At 71.9% G+C, this 15,391-nt stretch carries 12 protein-coding genes; 8 read left to right on the forward strand and 4 right to left on the reverse strand.

Annotation, left to right across the window (positions count from 1 at the left end):
• Window positions 1-136 precede the first annotated feature (136 nt).
• Both ABZ532_RS09550 and ABZ532_RS09555 read left to right on the forward strand, forming a co-directional pair.
• A complete protein-coding gene (locus ABZ532_RS09550) occupies window positions 137-1,519 on the forward strand; it encodes a wax ester/triacylglycerol synthase family O-acyltransferase (RefSeq protein ID WP_361280715.1) in 1,383 nt (460 codons plus the stop codon).
• Between the two features lie 68 nt (window positions 1,520-1,587).
• Window positions 1,588-2,451, forward strand: coding sequence for a DNA-formamidopyrimidine glycosylase family protein (locus ABZ532_RS09555; protein WP_361280717.1), 864 nt, complete (start codon window positions 1,588-1,590; stop codon window positions 2,449-2,451).
• Window positions 2,452-2,518: 67 nt separating this feature from the next.
• Here the strand turns inward: ABZ532_RS09555 and ABZ532_RS09560 are convergent, their stop codons facing one another.
• Window positions 2,519-3,205, reverse strand: coding sequence for a zf-HC2 domain-containing protein (locus ABZ532_RS09560; RefSeq protein WP_361280719.1), 687 nt, complete (start codon window positions 3,203-3,205; stop codon window positions 2,519-2,521).
• A gap of 165 nt (window positions 3,206-3,370) precedes the next feature.
• On the opposite strand from ABZ532_RS09560, the gene ABZ532_RS09565 reads away from it, so the two are divergent.
• The 5 genes from ABZ532_RS09565 to ABZ532_RS09585 all read left to right on the forward strand — a co-directional run bounded on the left by ABZ532_RS09565 (window position 3,371) and on the right by ABZ532_RS09585 (window position 8,479).
• The gene (locus ABZ532_RS09565) at window positions 3,371-4,159 is read left to right on the forward strand and encodes a LytTR family DNA-binding domain-containing protein (RefSeq protein ID WP_361280720.1); all 789 of its coding nucleotides are present in this window, start codon (window positions 3,371-3,373) and stop codon (window positions 4,157-4,159) included.
• A gap of 414 nt (window positions 4,160-4,573) precedes the next feature.
• Window positions 4,574-4,867, forward strand: a complete 294-nt coding sequence (locus ABZ532_RS09570; protein WP_361280722.1) for a hypothetical protein — start codon at window positions 4,574-4,576, stop codon at window positions 4,865-4,867.
• Window positions 4,868-5,029: 162 nt separating this feature from the next.
• A complete protein-coding gene (locus ABZ532_RS09575) occupies window positions 5,030-5,419 on the forward strand; it encodes a hypothetical protein (RefSeq protein WP_361280723.1) in 390 nt (129 codons plus the stop codon).
• A 22-nt stretch (window positions 5,420-5,441) separates the two neighbouring features.
• A complete protein-coding gene (locus ABZ532_RS09580) occupies window positions 5,442-7,259 on the forward strand; it encodes a cation acetate symporter (protein WP_361280725.1) in 1,818 nt (605 codons plus the stop codon).
• Window positions 7,256-8,479, forward strand: coding sequence for a histidine kinase (locus tag ABZ532_RS09585; RefSeq protein ID WP_361280807.1), 1,224 nt, complete (start codon window positions 7,256-7,258; stop codon window positions 8,477-8,479). Before ABZ532_RS09580 ends, ABZ532_RS09585 begins: the two co-directional genes overlap by 4 nt.
• A 146-nt stretch (window positions 8,480-8,625) precedes the next feature.
• Here ABZ532_RS09585 and ABZ532_RS09590 read toward each other — a convergent pair whose 3' ends face one another.
• Entirely contained in the window at window positions 8,626-9,150 is a 525-nt protein-coding gene (locus ABZ532_RS09590) for a hypothetical protein (RefSeq protein WP_361280726.1), read from the reverse strand.
• Window positions 9,151-9,360: 210 nt separating this feature from the next.
• Window positions 9,361-9,918 (reverse strand): sigma-70 family RNA polymerase sigma factor, encoded by a 558-nt coding sequence (locus ABZ532_RS09595; protein ID WP_361280727.1) that lies wholly within the window; start codon window positions 9,916-9,918, stop codon window positions 9,361-9,363.
• A gap of 359 nt (window positions 9,919-10,277) precedes the next feature.
• On the opposite strand from ABZ532_RS09595, the gene lysX reads away from it, so the two are divergent.
• Entirely contained in the window at window positions 10,278-13,601 is a 3,324-nt protein-coding gene (gene lysX, locus ABZ532_RS09600; RefSeq protein WP_361280728.1) for a bifunctional lysylphosphatidylglycerol synthetase/lysine--tRNA ligase LysX, read from the forward strand.
• A gap of 93 nt (window positions 13,602-13,694) precedes the next feature.
• Here the strand turns inward: lysX and ABZ532_RS09605 are convergent, their stop codons facing one another.
• The gene (locus ABZ532_RS09605; RefSeq protein WP_361280729.1) at window positions 13,695-14,354 is read right to left on the reverse strand and encodes a class F sortase; all 660 of its coding nucleotides are present in this window, start codon (window positions 14,352-14,354) and stop codon (window positions 13,695-13,697) included.
• Window positions 14,355-15,391: the final 1,037 nt, after the last annotated feature.

Here is a 15,391-nt window from a genome sequence, read left to right on the forward strand (position 1 = left end):
ACCGAACGCAGACCGAACTGCTACCGACTAGTAACCGTATGCAACTTGGTGGTACTTGACCGTAACGGATCGCGGGCGATTGACTTGCCTCTCCCCGTGTTCCGGGTTTTCCGGCCTTCTAGGACATGAGGACCCCTTGACCACTGAGCTACTGGCCCCTCTGGATCTGGCGTTCTGGCATCTCGAAACCGCCGACCACCCCATGCACCTCGGTGCGCTCGCCTGCTTCGCCCAGCCCGCCTCCGGCGAGCGGGACAGCGCGGAGATCCTCGAACTGCTCGCCACCCGTGCCTGCGCGATCCCCCGGTTGAGGATGCGGGTGCGCGACGTCCTGCTGCCGGTCGGCGGGGCTGCCTGGGCCGTGGACGAGGAATTCGACGTACGGCGGCATCTGCGTCATGTGCGGCTTCCCGCAGGGGACTTCGCCTCCCGGGTCACGGGGCTCGCCGGGGAGCTGATGGAGCGTCCGCTGGAACGGGGCCTGCCGCCCTGGGAGATGTACCTGCTCACCGGTGGACCGGGGGACCCGTTCGGAGTGCTCGTCAAACTGCACCACGCCCTCGCCGACGGAATGCGCGCAGTGTCCATCGGCGCCGGGATCTTCGACGAGGTCGCCGACGCCCGCTCGGGCCGCGGTGTGCTCGGCCGGATGAACGCCGCGCGCGGCGGCCGCCCAGCCCACTCGGGCTCCTGGCTGCCAGGCCCCTGGGAGATGGCAGGCATGGCCCGCGGCCGGATCGAGGACCTGGGGCGCGCCGTCGGGGTCGGCGCCTCCCTCGTCGGCGCCTCCCTCGCCCGGGCCGGGCGGCTCGACCCGCGCGGCGCCGCCGCCCTGAGCGCCACGTCGAGTGGTACCCGCCGGCTCGCCACGGCCGTTCTGGGCCTGGACGAGGTGCACGACGTGCGCAGGGCGGCGGGCGGCACCGCCAATGACGTGCTGCTCGCCGTCGTGGCCGGAGGCCTGCGCCGCTGGATGACCGCACGGGGCGACGCCCTGCCGCTGAGCGATCCCCGGGCCCTCGTACCCGTTTCCCGGAGACGGCCCGGCAGCGCGGCCGGGACGGGCAACAGACTCTCGGCCTATCTGCTCGGGCTTCCCGTGACGGAGTCCAACCCGTGGACGCGGCTCTACACGGTCCGCACCGGCATGGACCGCAACAAGGCGGCGGGCCCGCTGCGCGGTGCGGGTGCGGTCGCCGTGCTCGCCGACCAACTCCCCGCGCTGGCGCATCGTTTCGGCGCGCCGATCGCCGGGAACGCCGCCCGGATGCTCTTCGACGTGCTCGTGACGAGCGTGCCGCTGCCCCGCTCCGCGCTGTCCCTCGGCGGCTGCCCGCTGCGGGAGGTGTACCCCATGGCACCGCTCGCCCGGGGCCAGTCGCTCGCGGTCGCGATGTCCACGTACGGCGGCAAGGTGCACATCGGACTGGTCGCCGACGGCAAGGCGCTCCCGGACGTGGACGCACTGGCCCGCTGCATGGGGGATGAGCTCACCGAACTGCTGTCGCTGGTCCGCTGAGCCTCCTTGCCTGCCGCATCGTGTGCGGCTGGCCTGCGCCTGTCCGGGTGATACGGCAGTCTGGTCCCATGCCGGAACTGCCCGAGGTCGAAGCACTGCGAGACTTCCTCGACGAGCATCTGCTGGGCAAGGAGATCGCCAAGGTGCTGCCCGTGGCGATCAGCGTGCTCAAGACCTACGACCCGCCGCTCACCGCACTCGAAGGCACCGAGGTCACCGCCGTGCACCGGCACGGCAAGTTCCTCGACGTCACGACGGCGGGCGGGCTCCATCTGGTCTTCCATCTCGCCCGGGCGGGGTGGCTCCAGTGGAAGGACGTGCTGCCCTCCGGAGTGCCCAGGCCCGGCAAGGGACCGCTCGCCCTGCGCGCCGCGCTCACCGGCGGGGACGGCTTCGACCTGACGGAGGCGGGTACCACGAAGCGGCTCGCCGTCCACCTGGTGCACGACCCGGCACAGGTCCCGGGCATCGCCCGGCTCGGGCCCGACCCGCTCGCCGACGGCTTCGGCCGGGAGGACTTCGCCGCACTCCTCGCGGACGAACGCCGCCAGATCAAGGGCGCGCTGCGCGACCAGAGCCTGATCGCCGGTATCGGCAACGCCTACAGCGACGAGATCCTGCACGCGGCCAGGATGTCGCCGTACAAACCCACCTCGAAGCTCACCGGCGACGAGATCACGGGCCTCTACGAGGCGATGCGCACCACGCTCACCGACGCCGTGCGGCGCTCACGGGGGCTGGCCGCTGGGAACCTCAAGTCCGAGAAGAAGAGCGGACTCAGGGTGCACGGCCGCACCGGCCGGCCGTGTCCCGTGTGCGGCGACACCATCCGCGAGGTGTCCTTCCATGATTCGTCGTTGCAGTACTGCCCGACATGCCAGACGGGCGGCAAGCCGCTCGCCGACCGGCGGATGTCACGTCTGCTCAAGTGACGCAGTGGTCAGCGGCCGCGGCAACGGTTCGGCAGCGAGGCAGTGGTTCTGCGGCCGCGACAGCGGTTCAGCGGCTCAGCGAAATGAGCCGCTCACCGGACTCGGTACGGATCTCGAAGTGGCCGATCTCGTCCAGCGTCAGCGCCGTGGCCACCTCGATGTCCAGCGGCTTGCCGTTCCCGGCCGCCCCGGGGAGACCGTAGCCGTCCTGCGGCACCGACCAGGTGGAGACCGGGTGCTCCGTGCCGTCCTTGCCGATGACCACCAGCTCGCAGGTGCGCGGTCCGCTCAGTTTCGCGAGACGCAGCGCGACCGCGGTGCCCCACGCCTTCCGGTGCAGATCGACGGCGCCGTCCAGCCCGCTCGCGGCGTCCGTCGCGGTGAGCCGCGCCACCCCGTCAGCGGCGCCGCCACCGCCCTTGACCAGACCGAGTACGATCACGGGCATCGCCATGATCAGGGCCGCCGCGGCGGCCACCAGCCGCAGCCTGCGGCGCGAACCGCGCCGGCGGTCCACCGCGACTTCGGTGAGCAGTCGGTCGAGCAGCCCGGGAGACGGCCGGGTCACCGGCGGCTCCGGTTCGCCGGGCCCACCGAGGCCGGCCAGCGCCGACGCGATCGGGGCGAAGTCCGTCAGCCGCACCGCACACAGCACACACTCCGACAGATGCTCCTCGAAGCGGAAGGCGTCCGAAGGGTCGAGGACGCCCAGCGCATAGGCAGCCACATCCCTGTGCCGCTCCCGCAGATTCATGGACCAATCCTTCGGCTCGTCCGCTACGAACGGTCCATACAAGTCGTACGTACCGTGGTGTCGGCATGGAATACGCACGGCAGCCCCGCCCTGCTCACTGGCACGCGTAAAAGCACGACTGAGCTCGGTGGTCCGGTGCCGGGGACCCGGCCTAGGATCCGCAGCATGCTGCGTGTACTGGCTGTGGACGACGAGAAACCGGCGCTCGAAGAGCTGCTCTTCCTGCTGCGTTCCGACCCGCGGGTGCTCAGCGCCGAAGGCGCGACCGACGCCACCGAGGCGCTGCGCCGCATCACCCTGGCCCTGGACGCGGGGCCCGACGGCGATGACTCCATCGACGTGGTGTTCCTCGACATCCATATGGCCGGGCTGACCGGACTCGACGTCGCCAGACTGCTCGCCGGCTTCGCCATGCCCCCGCTGATCGTGTTCGTCACCGCCCACGAGGGCTTCGCCGTCCAGGCCTTCGACCTCGAGGCCGTCGACTACGTACTCAAGCCGGTGCGCCGGGAGCGGCTCGCCGAGGCGGTACGCCGGGCCAGCGAGCTCGCGCATACGGCGCGCGACTCCCGGCCGGCGGCGGCCCCGAGCGCGCCGCCCGCGCCGCGGCCCGTGCCCGCGGCCGACCAGATACCGGTGGAACTCGGGGGTGTCACCCGCTTCGTCGCGATCGACGACATCACCTACGTCGAGGCCCAGGGGGACTATGCGCGGCTGCACACCGCCGAGGGCAGCCATCTGGTCCGGATACCCCTCTCGGCCCTGGAGGAGCGCTGGGCCGCCCGCGGATTCGTCCGCATCCACCGCAGCCACCTGGTCGCCCTCAGCCGGATCGACGAACTGCGTCTTGACGCCGGAGCCACCACGGTCCGGGTCGGCACCGCCGAACTCCCGGTCAGCCGCAGGCACGCACGCCAGCTCCGCGATCTGCTGATGCGGCACGCACGCGGCTGAGGGCTGTCCGGTGAGCCCCAGTGGACCAGCGTGCGGCGTCGGATGCGTGGGGTCTCCCCATCGAAGGTCGGGGGAGGCCGTCCTCGTACCCGGCGCATCCGGACGACCCGACACCGCAGCGTGGGGCCACCGCTCGGTGAAGCCAGGGGGAGTGCCGCAGCCGGCGTCGTGCGCCGGCCGGGGGTTACGGACAGCCCTTGGGCAGGTGGCGGAGAACGAGGCCTGACCCCAGGCCGCGGCCTGGGGTCAGGGTCCGGGAAAGCCGCCCGGACAGGACCCGCACCGACCGCTCGGCGCCGACGGCGGACCGCTCGTCGCCGCGCCCGGCCCGTACGGCGACCAGCGGGCCCGTCGGCCGCAGGCCGCTGCGGTGCGGCAGCCGCTCCCGCCTGCCGCGCCTACCCTTGGTGCCCGATGTCCGATATCGAAGCGCTGCTCAAGCAGCTCACGGCGCTCAAGGAGCTCGGCGGTCCGCGGGAGCTCCGGCCCACCGGCCCCGGGGAGGTCGCCGCGCTGCTCGCCGGAGCCCGGAGCGCGGCCGGGCGGTGGGCCGATGTGCTCGACGAGATCCGCGAGTCCGCACAGGGCCTGGTCGGCCCCCGTGCCGAAGCAGCGCTCGAGGTCGCCTTCCGCCGCGCCGAGGAGTCGTACGTGGAGCTGGAGATCGCCCTCGCGGACTGCACGCGAGGACGCGGGTCCGCTCCCTGACCGCGATCGGCCCGAGACCGGTCCGATACCAGGACGAGAGCGCGACGAGACGTCACACGCCTGGGCTCACCGGTGGCTCCTGCGTAGACTCCGTAGACCCGGATCACCGGCCGGACGGCCGGGGTCCGCGGAGTCGCCGAGAGCTGCGGGGAGGAGCCGTTCGTGTCTGCGGAGCCTGCGAAGCAGCCGCCCCGCCGTGAGGTGGTCACGGGCGTGCCCCGTGCCGGGCGCAGGCCGCCAGGACACGCCCCCGCGCGTTCCGAGATCAGCGAGCAGACCCCCATCGGAGGGGTGTACGTCCGCTCCCTGATGCGCAGCCAGCTGCGCGCCGCCCTCACCGCGCTGGGCACGCTCACCCTGCTCGTCGGCACCCTGCCGCTGCTGTTCGCGCTGCCCACCGAAGTGCTCGGTTTTCTGCCCTCGCCCCTGCCGTTCGTCTGGGTGGCGCTCGGCGTGCTGGTGTACCCGGTGATGTGGGGCGTCGCCCGCTGGTACGTCCGCCGCGCGGAGCGCAACGAGCGCGACTTCACCGGACTGGTCGAAGGCCGCTGAGCACGCCAGGGGAGACCGGACGGTGAACCAGACCTACGCGGTGGCGGCGGTCGCCTTCGTCGTCCTCGCCACCGTCCTCATCGGCGCGCTCGGCCTGCGGATATCCCGCACCACCTCGGACTTCTACGTCGCCTCACGTACCGTCAGACCCGCGCTCAACGCCGCCGCCATCAGCGGCGAGTACCTCTCCGCCGCCTCCTTCCTCGGCATCGCGGGACTGGTGCTGCTCCAGGGCCCCGGCATGCTCTGGTACCCGGTCGGCTACACCGCCGGGTATCTCGTCCTGCTGGTGCTCGTGGCCGCCCCGCTGCGCCGCTCGGGCGCGTACACGCTCTCCGACTTCGCCGAAGCCCGGCTCGAATCGGCGACCGTGCGGCGGCTCGCCAGCCTCTTCGTCGCCGGTATCGGCTGGCTCTATCTGCTCCCGCAGCTCCAGGGGGCGGGACTCACCCTGGAGATACTCACCGGCGCGCCCGACTGGGTGGGCGGGGTCGTCGTCGCCTTCGTCGTCACGGGGGCGGTCGCCGCGGGCGGGATGCGGTCCATCACCTTCGTCCAGGCCTTCCAGTACTGGCTCAAGCTGACCGCACTGCTGGTCCCCGCGCTGTTCCTGGCCGCCGCCTGGGCGGGAGACGACGCGCCACGCGCGCGCTTCGACGCACCCGCCGTGTTCCACGAGCACACCGTCGTGCACGTCGACGACACCGTACGGGTCGATCTCGGGCAGCCGCTCAGCCTCGATGTCACGGGCACCGTCGACGGCGCCCGGCACGACGGGGAGCGGCTCGCCCTCGGCGAGGGCACGCACCGGATCGAGGCCGGAACCCAGCTGGGCTTCCCGCGCGGCGCCGAGGTCCCCGAGCGGGCCACCAGCGGCACCGACCCGTGGAGCTGGTCCCAGCCGCTGGCGGGCGGACGGGACGGCTACCAGCTCTACGCCACCTACGGGCTGATCCTCGCCACCTTCCTCGGCACCATGGGGCTCCCGCATGTCGCCGTGCGCTTCTACACGAGCCCCAACGGACGCGCCGCGCGGCGCACCACACTCGTCGTGCTCGGACTGATCGGCGCTTTCTATCTGCTGCCTCCCGTCTACGGAGCCCTCGGCCGGATCTACGCCCCCGAGCTTGCCCTCACCGGTGCGGCCGACGCCGCCGTGCTCGTGCTCCCCGACCGGATGCTCGGAGGTGTGGCCGGGGACCTGCTGGGTGCGCTGCTCGCGGGCGGTGCCTTCGCCGCCTTCCTGTCCACCGCGTCCGGGCTGACCATGTCCGTGGCCGGGGTGCTCACCCAGGACGTGCTCCCCTCACGCGGGGTGCGGCACTTCCGGCTGGCCACGGTCGTGGCCATGGCCGTGCCGCTCGCCGTCAGCGTCTTCGCGTCCCATGTGCCGGTCGCCGATGCCGTCGGACTCGCCTTCGCCGTCTCCGCCTCCTCCCTCTGCCCCTTGCTGGTGCTCGGCATCTGGTGGCGGCGGCTCACCCCGCCGGGCGCCGCGGCGGGACTCGTCGCGGGTGGCGGGGCCGCACTGACCGCCGTGATGGCCACCCGCGCCGGCCTCGTCCCCGAAGGCTGGGCACACACCCTGACGGCCTGGCCCGCGGTCTGGTCGGTGCCACTGGGCTTTCTCACGATGGTCCTGGTGTCGCTGGCGACGCCCCGGTACATACCGTCCGGGGCCGACGCGATCCTGGCGCGTCTGCACCTGCCGGAGGACCTTGTGGCACGGCCGCAGCCGCAGGGGACGACCGGCCACGGGCCCGAAGGCCCGCAGCCCACCGCGCCCCTGACGACCGAATCGGCTGACGCGACCTCAGGGAGACCGCCATGGCAGCCATGACCGGGATGGCGCTGGCGGCACTCGGGGCAGCCGCGGCCGTCCTGCTCGCGGCGGGCTTCGGGCTCGGCCGGCTCACCGCGCGACGAGGCAGCCGCACCGGCACCGATCCCGGTCTCGGCACCCCGGTCGAGCGGGCCACCTTCCACACGCTGCACACCGCGTCGCTCGCCGCCCCGCCCCTGCGGGCCGGGCTCACCGAGGAGACCGCCCGCAAGGCCGCCCGCAGACTGCGCCCCCTGCTGGGCACCGAGGTGCTCTGCCTGACCGACCGCGAACGGGTTCTGGCCTGGGACGGACCAGGCGGAGAGCACCACGAGGAGTGGGCGATGGCGCGCGTGGCGGAGGTGCTGGACTCCGGCCGCAGTCAGAGCGTGCGCACCGGGTGCGAAGAACCGGACTGCCCCCTGCGCTGGGCGGTCATCGCCCCGCTCACCGGCGAGGAGGGAGTGCTCGGCACCCTCGTCTCCTACGGCTCCCGGGAGTCCGCGGTGCTGGTACGGGCCGCCGCCGAGGTCGCCCGCTGGGTGTCCGTCCAACTGGAACTGGCCGAGCTCGACCGCTCCCGCACCCGGCTGATCGAGGCGGAGATCCGCGCTCTGCGGGCCCAGATCTCACCGCATTTCATCTTCAACTCGCTCGCCGCCATCGCCTCCTTCGTCCGTACCGATCCGGGCCGGGCCCGTGAGCTCCTGCTGGAGTTCGCCGACTTCACCCGCTACTCGTTCCGCAGGCACGGCGACTTCACCCAGCTCGCCGACGAACTGCGCTGTATCGAGCAGTATCTGGCGCTGGCCGGGGCCCGCTTCGGGGACCGGCTCAAGGTGACCCTCCAGATCGCTCCCGAAGTGCTCCCGGTCGCCCTGCCCTTCCTGTGCCTTCAGCCACTGGTCGAGAACGCCGTCAAACACGGCCTGGAGGACTCGGGGCGGGAATGCCGTATCTCGATCTCCGCCAGGGACGCGGGCGCCGAGGCCGTGGTCGTGATCGAGGACGACGGTGTCGGCATGGACCCGGCCGAGCTGCGCCGGATCCTCGCGGGGGAGCCGGCCCGCTCGTCGGGCATCGGGCTGTGCAATGTGGACGACCGGCTGCGGCAGGTCTACGGAGACGACTACGGCCTGGTCATCGAGACGGGCATCGGGGCGGGCATGAAGATCACGGCCCGGATCCCCAAGTACCACGCGGGCGTGCACAAGGGTGCGAGCGCCGGCGTGTCCTGAGCTGGTGGGCCCGGTGGGCCCGGTGTCCGCGTCCAGTGCTGCCTCCGCGGCGCTCGGTGCCTCAGTCCCGGTGCAGGTGCATCGAGAGCTCAGCCGCGTCGCCCGCTCCAGTACCCCGGCGCGGATGCGTCGGCTGCTCCAGTACCTCAGTACAGATGCATCGCCAGGTGCCCGAGCGGCAGTCCCAGGCACCACGCGGGCGTCCATACCTGCTCCGACTCGTCCACGGCCGGATCCTGCGGCAGCGCCGGGGGCCAGAGCCCCGACTCGTCGCCGAGGTCGGCGGCGAGTACCTCGGTGTGCTCCAGCCACCGCCAGGTGCTCCTGGCGAGCTCCAGGTCCGGGTCGGGCCCGGTGACGTCGCACTCGAAGGCCTCACGCACGGCGATCCGTTCGCGTACCCACTGCGGCCAGGGATGGCCGTACGCCGTGCGGGACAGCCACTCGTCCAGCCGGGCCACGGTGCGGACGCCGGTGGCCGGCTCATCGGGTCCACCGCACAGATAGATCGTCAGGGCCAGCGTCGCCCGCCCCGCTCTGAACTCGAGCGAACCCGTCTCCACCAGGCCCCCGGTGCGCAGCACGTCGTCGGCCACGTACTCGGCACACAGCCAGGCCATGGGGACCGCCAGACCGCCTCCGCTGGTGCCGTTCGTACCCTCGGGCAGCACTCTCTCCACCTTCTCCCGGTCGTGCTCGGCGCGGGTCTCGAGGACGAGCCTCCACCGAGAGACACGCGTCAGGGCCGCTCTTTGCTCAACTCGAGCAGCGGATTCCGAATCCCGTGGGCATGGACCGTTGCTCCAGGGAGAGCAGATCTGCGAAGGGGCGACCGGGGCTGGAGTGAAACGTCTGAGCCGACGGGCCGCGGGCCCCACTCGTCAGGCGACGGCGGCCGGTGCGGCCGCCGCGCGGTGGTACCCGGGCAGCGACCTGGCGAGCTGACGCAGGGCGTAGTGCGAGCGCGACTTGACCGTCCCGGCGGGAATCCCGAGAGCCTGGGCGGCTTCCGCCACGCTGCGGCCCTGGAAGTAGATCTCCACCAGCACCGCTCGGTGCTCGGGGCTCAGCGACCGGACCGCGGCGCGGACGTCCAGTGCGGCGACCGCGCGGTCGGCCGGATCCGCGGGATCCGGAGTACCGGCGAGGGCGCCGTCGCCGATCTCGGCGGGTCTGGCCAGCCGGGAGCGGCGGGCGTCGATCGCCAGCCGCCGGCCCACGGTGAAAAGCCACGGCCGCATCGACTCGTAGGGCGCGGCGAACGCCTCTGGATGCTGCCAGGCCCGCACCAGGGTCTCCTGGAGAAGGTCCTCGGCGCGCTGACGGTCCCCGTACGTCAGACCGAGGAGGAAGTTGAGCAGGGCGGGGCCGTGTTCACGCTTCAGCTTCACCAGGGCACGCTCGTCGGTCGTCGCGGTTCCCATCGTCGCCGTCCCCATCGTCGTATCCCGCTTCCCGCTGGTGTGTCCGGTGGCGCCCGGACCCTCCGGTGCGCGTCCGAGCGTTCGGTGCCGTTCGGTGCGTATCCGAACGCATCGGTGTCCGGAACGACAGGCGACGCACGCCGATGTGCGCCGAGTGGTCCGCACGGGGCGGCGAATGGTGCGCCAAGCGGTCGACCGGACGATACCGGCCGGTCGGCAGGGCACCGAACTGCTCCCGGTTCCCGGCGTACCTCCGCGGCGCCTCCTGGGGAGCCGCCTCCCGGGATCCCATCCGCTCCGCGGAACCCGCCCGCGTCATCCCGGACACCGCCGCCGACAGGCGGCTCGCCGCAGGTCTCCCTAGAGTGCGGAGCATGAGTGTCAGCGCGGCGGAGCGCTCGGCCTTCACCCGGAGCGGCTTCACGGCCAAGGTGCCGGGCGGCTTCGCGATGTTCTTCGCACTGCTCGGGGTGTTCTGTGCGCTGCTCGCGCTGATCGCCCCGCTGCGCAGGCTGCTGCTGCCCGTGGTCACGTTCCTCGACCAGAACGTCGTGCCCGTCAGCGCCAACCTCGCCTACGCGGTGTTCCTGCTGCTGCTCGCCGGGGCCATCGGGGCTCGCAAGAAGGTGGCCTGGTGGCTGGTCGTCGTCTACCTGGCGCTGATCGTCGTCGCCGACGTCCTGACCGTCGCGCTCGGCCGCTACTGGGAAGTGATCCCCAATCTGCTGGTGTGCCTGGCCGCGTTCCTGCTGCTGGTCTTCGCCCGGCACGAGTTCTGCGCCGAGTCCCGGCGGGGGGCGCTGTGGCGTGCCATCGCCGTGCTGGTCGTCGGACTCGTCGCGGGTGTGCTGGTCGGCTGGGGGCTCGTCGAGCTCTTCCCCGGCACACTCGTGGCCGGACAGCGTCTGCCGTGGTCCGCCAACCGGGTGCTCGGCGGACTCGTCTCCGGTGAGCAGTTCGACGGCGCACCACCCAGGGCGCTCTTCTTCGTCCTCGGGCTCTTCGGCGCTCTGGCACTGCTGAACTCCGCCGTGACCCTCTTCCGGTCCCAGCGCATGGAAGCCGCGCTGCACGGTGACGAGGAGCCCCGTATCCGGGCGCTGCTCGGGGCCTACGGCTCCCAGGACTCGCTCGGTTACTTCGCCACCCGCCGCGACAAGGCCGTCGTCTTCGCACCGAACGGCAAGGCGGCCGTCACCTACCGGGTCGAGGCAGGGGTCGCCCTGGCCAGCGGTGACCCGGTCGGCGACAAGCAGGCGTGGGACCCGGCGATCCAGGGCTGGCTGGAGGTCGCCCGCCGCTACGCCTGGGTACCCGCCGTGATGGGTGCGTCCGAGGGCGGCGCCAGGGCGTACGCCCGGGCGGGGCTCGGCGCCATCCAGCTCGGTGACGAGGCGATCCTGTACGTCGACCGCTTCGACCTCGACGGACGTGACATGCGGGTCACCCGGCAGGCCGTGCACCGCGTCCGCAGATCCGGCGCCACCGTGCGCGTGCGGCGCCACTCCGCGCTGAGCGACGAGGAGATGGAGCGGGTCATCGACCGGGCCGACGCATGGCGGGACACCGAGACGGAACGCGGCTTCTCCATGGCGCTCGACCGGCTCGGCGACCCCGCGGACGGGGACTGCCTGCTCGTCGAGTCCTTCGACGGCGACCCGGCGGCCGGTGCCAGGCTCATCGCACTGCTCTCCTTCGTACCGTGGGGGCGGGACGGCATCTCCCTCGACGTGATGCGCCGCGATCGCGACCACGCCCCGAACGGCATCATGGAGTTCATGGTCGCCGAGCTGTGCGCGCAGGCAGCGCAGTCCGGCGTCCGCCGTATCTCCCTGAACTTCGCGGTATTCCGCGCGGTCTTCGAGGAAGGCGCCCGGATCGGCGCGGGACCCGTGCTGCGGGCCTGGCGCAGGCTGCTGCTCTTCTTCTCCCGTTGGTGGCAGCTCGAGGCCCTCTACCGTTCCAACGTCAAGTACCAGCCGTCGTGGTACCCGCGGTTCCTCTGCTACGGGGACGCGGGCGCCCTCGCCCGTATCGGCCTCGCATCGGCGATCGCCGAAGGCTTCGTCTCCGTGCCGAGCCTGCGCAGACTCCGGGGCAACGGGCGGCCGCACGGGGTCGCCGGACCCGTGGCGGGGACCGCCGGGCTGCCGGCCATCGACGCGCTGGAGCTGGCCGGGCCCGACACCGTGCGCCCGATGGGGGAGAGCCGGCTGCCGGAGCAGACCCGCATCCGCCACCGCAAGCTGGAACGGCTGCGTGCGCAGGGCATCGACCCCTACCCCGTCGGGGTCGCCGGGCCCACCGCCACGCTCGCCGCGATCCGCGCGGCCCACCCCTCGCCCACCGCACCCGGGGCGCACGCCGGCGAGCAGGCCACCGTGGCGGGGCGCGTCATGGCCGTGCGCGACTTCGGCGGGATCGTCTTCGCCGTGCTCCGTGACTGGTCGGGCGACCTTCAGGTGGCCTTCACCCGCCGGGGTTCCGGCGCAGCGGTCATCGACGGCTTCCGTGCGGAAGCCGACCTGGGCGACCACATCACCGCCACCGGTGAGATCGGCGCCAGCGACCGCGGTGAGCTCACCCTCTTCGCCACCTCCTGGCAGCTCACCGCCAAGTGCCTGCGCCCGCTGCCCGACAAGCGCCTCGGCCTCGCCGACCCCGAGGCCCGGGTCCGCCGCCGCTATCTCGACCTCGTCGCGCGGCCCGACGCCCGCGCCGTCGTACGGTCCAGGTCGGCCGCGGTCCAGGCGCTGCGCCAGGGGCTGCTGGAGCGTGGCTACCTCGAGGTCGAGACCCCGATGCTCCAGCAGATCCACGGTGGGGCCAACGCCCGTCCCTTCACCACCCACATCAACGCCTACGACCTGGACCTCTATCTGCGCATCGCGCCCGAGCTGTATCTCAAGCGGCTGTGCGTCGGCGGGCTGGAGAAGGTGTTCGAACTGGGCCGCACCTTCCGCAACGAAGGCGTCTCGTACAAGCACAACCCCGAGTTCACGATGCTGGAGGCCTACCAGGCCTTCGCCGACTACCACGTGATGCTCGACCTCGCCCGCGAACTCATCCAGGGCGCGGCCACCGCGGCATTCGGATCGCCTGTCGCCCACAAGGCGGGCCCCGACGGGAAGCTGGTCACCCACGACATCTCCGGGATCTGGCCGGTCAAGACGGTCTACGGGGCACTGTCGGAGGCACTCGGCGAACAGGTCGACGCGGACACCGAAGAGGACTCCCTGCGCAGGCTGTGCGACCTGGCGGGAGTCCCGCACACACCCGACGACACCCGGGGTGACGTGGTCCTGGAGATGTACGAGCGGCTGGTGGAGGAGAGGACCAAGCTGCCGACCTTCTACAAGGACTTCCCCACGGACGTCTCCCCGCTGACCCGCCAGCACCGGCAGGACCCGCGCCTCGCCGAGCGCTGGGACCTCGTCGCCTTCGGCACCGAGCTCGGCACCGCCTACTCGGAGTTGACCGACCCGGTGGAACAGCGCCGACGCCTCACCGCCCAGTCACTGCTGGCCGCGGGCGGCGACCCGGAGGCCATGGAACTGGACGAGGACTTCCTCGACGCCCTGGAGTACGCGATGCCGCCGACCGGAGGGCTCGGGATCGGAGTGGACCGGCTGGTGATGTTCCTGACCGGCCTCACCATCCGCGAGACCCTGCCGTTCCCGCTCGTACGCCGCCACTGAGGGGCGACCGTCGCCGCCGGGTGCGGGGGGCCGCGGCCGGACACGCAGAGAGACCGCCGCGGCGCCGCCACGACGGTTGGTCTCCTCGCGCGTTCAGCGCGAGGAGATCATGCGGGCGAAGACGACGACATTGCCGTCGTAGCCGCCGGCCCGCGAGTAGCCTCCGCCGCAGGTGATCACCCGCAGCTCCGGGCTGCCGGTGTCCCCGTAGACGCGGGCGCCCGGGAAGTTCTGCTTCGAGAACACCTCGACCCCGTAGACCTCGAAGACCGCGATCCGGCCGTCGTAGCGGGCCACCTCGATGTGCACGCCCTTCTGGAGCGCGCCGAGGCCGTAGAACACCGCAGGCCCCCCGGCGTTGTCGACATGGCCGACGATCACGGCGGTGCCCTGTGAACCGGGGGCGATGCCGTTCTGGTACCAGCCGGCGAGGTTGGTGTCCTGGGGCGGCGGTGCCTCGATCCAGCCATTGGGGTCGAGGCCGACGTCGACGATCGGTGCGTCGACCCGGATGGCGGGGATGGCGATCCGCGACGCCGGCGCGTACATCAGCGGCACCACCGCTCCGTTCGCGGCGAGTGAGTTCACCCTGCCGCGATCGTTGTCGAGCGAGGCGGCGACGGCCGGCTGGGGCGGCCCCATTCCCACGTCAACGCCGTTGCGCACCAGCGCGAGGCCGGTGAGCATGACGAGAGCCAGTACGCCCCAGGGTGAGCGCCTCCTCGACTCCGAGCCGGTGTGGTCCTGGCCCATGGTTCTCCCATCTCATCGTGTGCAGGCACGTTAAGCACCCCGCGGCGGGGCCGCGACTCGGGAGAGGCGATCGGGTGGTACGGCCACACGGGGTGACCCAAACGAGTATTTACCCATACAAGATGCCTTGTGTCCGTGACCTGCGGCTCCGTCAGATCCGGGCTGCTCCTACCGGCGTGTCGGCTCACTGGGGTGGACCAGTCCCGAAATGCGGCGAAAGTGCATTCCGGTGAGTGTTCGTCATGGAGGGCGTTGTCATCGAACTCCGGAGCACCGTTCCGGGGCGCCGTCCACTGGAGGTTCAACCATGCGTGCTTCACGCGCCATCGCGGTGAGCGTCACCGCTTGCGCGGCCATGGGGCTCACGGGGCCCGTGGTCGCCGCCACCAGCAACGGCAATGGCACCGGCCCGGGGAACATCACCCTATCGCCATCGGCGGTCCACCAGGGCGGGACCATGCACATCCAGGTCGACGGCTGCGGCCGGGGAGGCGTCGTCACGTCCAACGCCTTTCCCACCGCCAACCTGACCACGGACCGCGACCGGGGCGGGTCCTACGGCCCCAACCGTGACCAGGGCGGGAGCACCGCCGCGAACCCCAACGGGAGCACTCCCGCCGTCCCCAACAGGAACAGCGGGAATGTCAGTGGCAACAGCAGTGGGAACACCAGTGGCAATGCCAGCGGAAACGCCGCCGGTGAATCGGCCGGCAACACCGCCGTGAACGGCACCGGGAGCACCACCGCTGTCCCCAACGGCAACGCCACCCCCAACGCCAATCTGAACGTCAACGGCAATGCCAACGCGAACGGCAACGATGACGCGGCCCGCGACCACGGCACCACCAACGGCCGTGGCACCGGCAACGCGAACGGCACGGGCGCCGACGCCGAAGGTGCCGGGAACGGCAACGCCAACGGGAACGCGTCCGTCAACGGCCGCGACGACGCGGACGACAACGGGACCGGGAACAACAACGGGACCGGGGACGGCTCGGGCAACGGCAACGGTAACGGCAACGGGAACGGCAACTTCA

The sequence above is a fragment of the Streptomyces sp. NPDC019396 genome (genome assembly GCF_040632375.1).
Taxonomy (GTDB): Bacteria; Actinomycetota; Actinomycetes; order Streptomycetales; family Streptomycetaceae; genus Streptomyces.

What these genes read in the sequence shown, in the direction of transcription:
- ABZ532_RS09605 (WP_361280729.1), bottom strand. Translation starts at nt 14,354, where the DNA reads ATGGGCCAGGACCACACCGGCTCGGAGTCGAGGAGGCGCTCACCCTGG.
- ABZ532_RS09595 (WP_361280727.1), bottom strand. Translation starts at nt 9,918, where the DNA reads ATGGGGACGGCGACGATGGGAACCGCGACGACCGACGAGCGTGCCCTG.
- ABZ532_RS09570 (WP_361280722.1), top strand. Translation starts at nt 4,574, where the DNA reads ATGTCCGATATCGAAGCGCTGCTCAAGCAGCTCACGGCGCTCAAGGAG.
- ABZ532_RS09560 (WP_361280719.1), bottom strand. Translation starts at nt 3,205, where the DNA reads ATGAATCTGCGGGAGCGGCACAGGGATGTGGCTGCCTATGCGCTGGGC.
- lysX (WP_361280728.1), top strand. Translation starts at nt 10,278, where the DNA reads ATGAGTGTCAGCGCGGCGGAGCGCTCGGCCTTCACCCGGAGCGGCTTC.
- ABZ532_RS09585 (WP_361280807.1), top strand. Translation starts at nt 7,256, where the DNA reads ATGACCGGGATGGCGCTGGCGGCACTCGGGGCAGCCGCGGCCGTCCTG.
- ABZ532_RS09565 (WP_361280720.1), top strand. Translation starts at nt 3,371, where the DNA reads ATGCTGCGTGTACTGGCTGTGGACGACGAGAAACCGGCGCTCGAAGAG.
- ABZ532_RS09555 (WP_361280717.1), top strand. Translation starts at nt 1,588, where the DNA reads ATGCCGGAACTGCCCGAGGTCGAAGCACTGCGAGACTTCCTCGACGAG.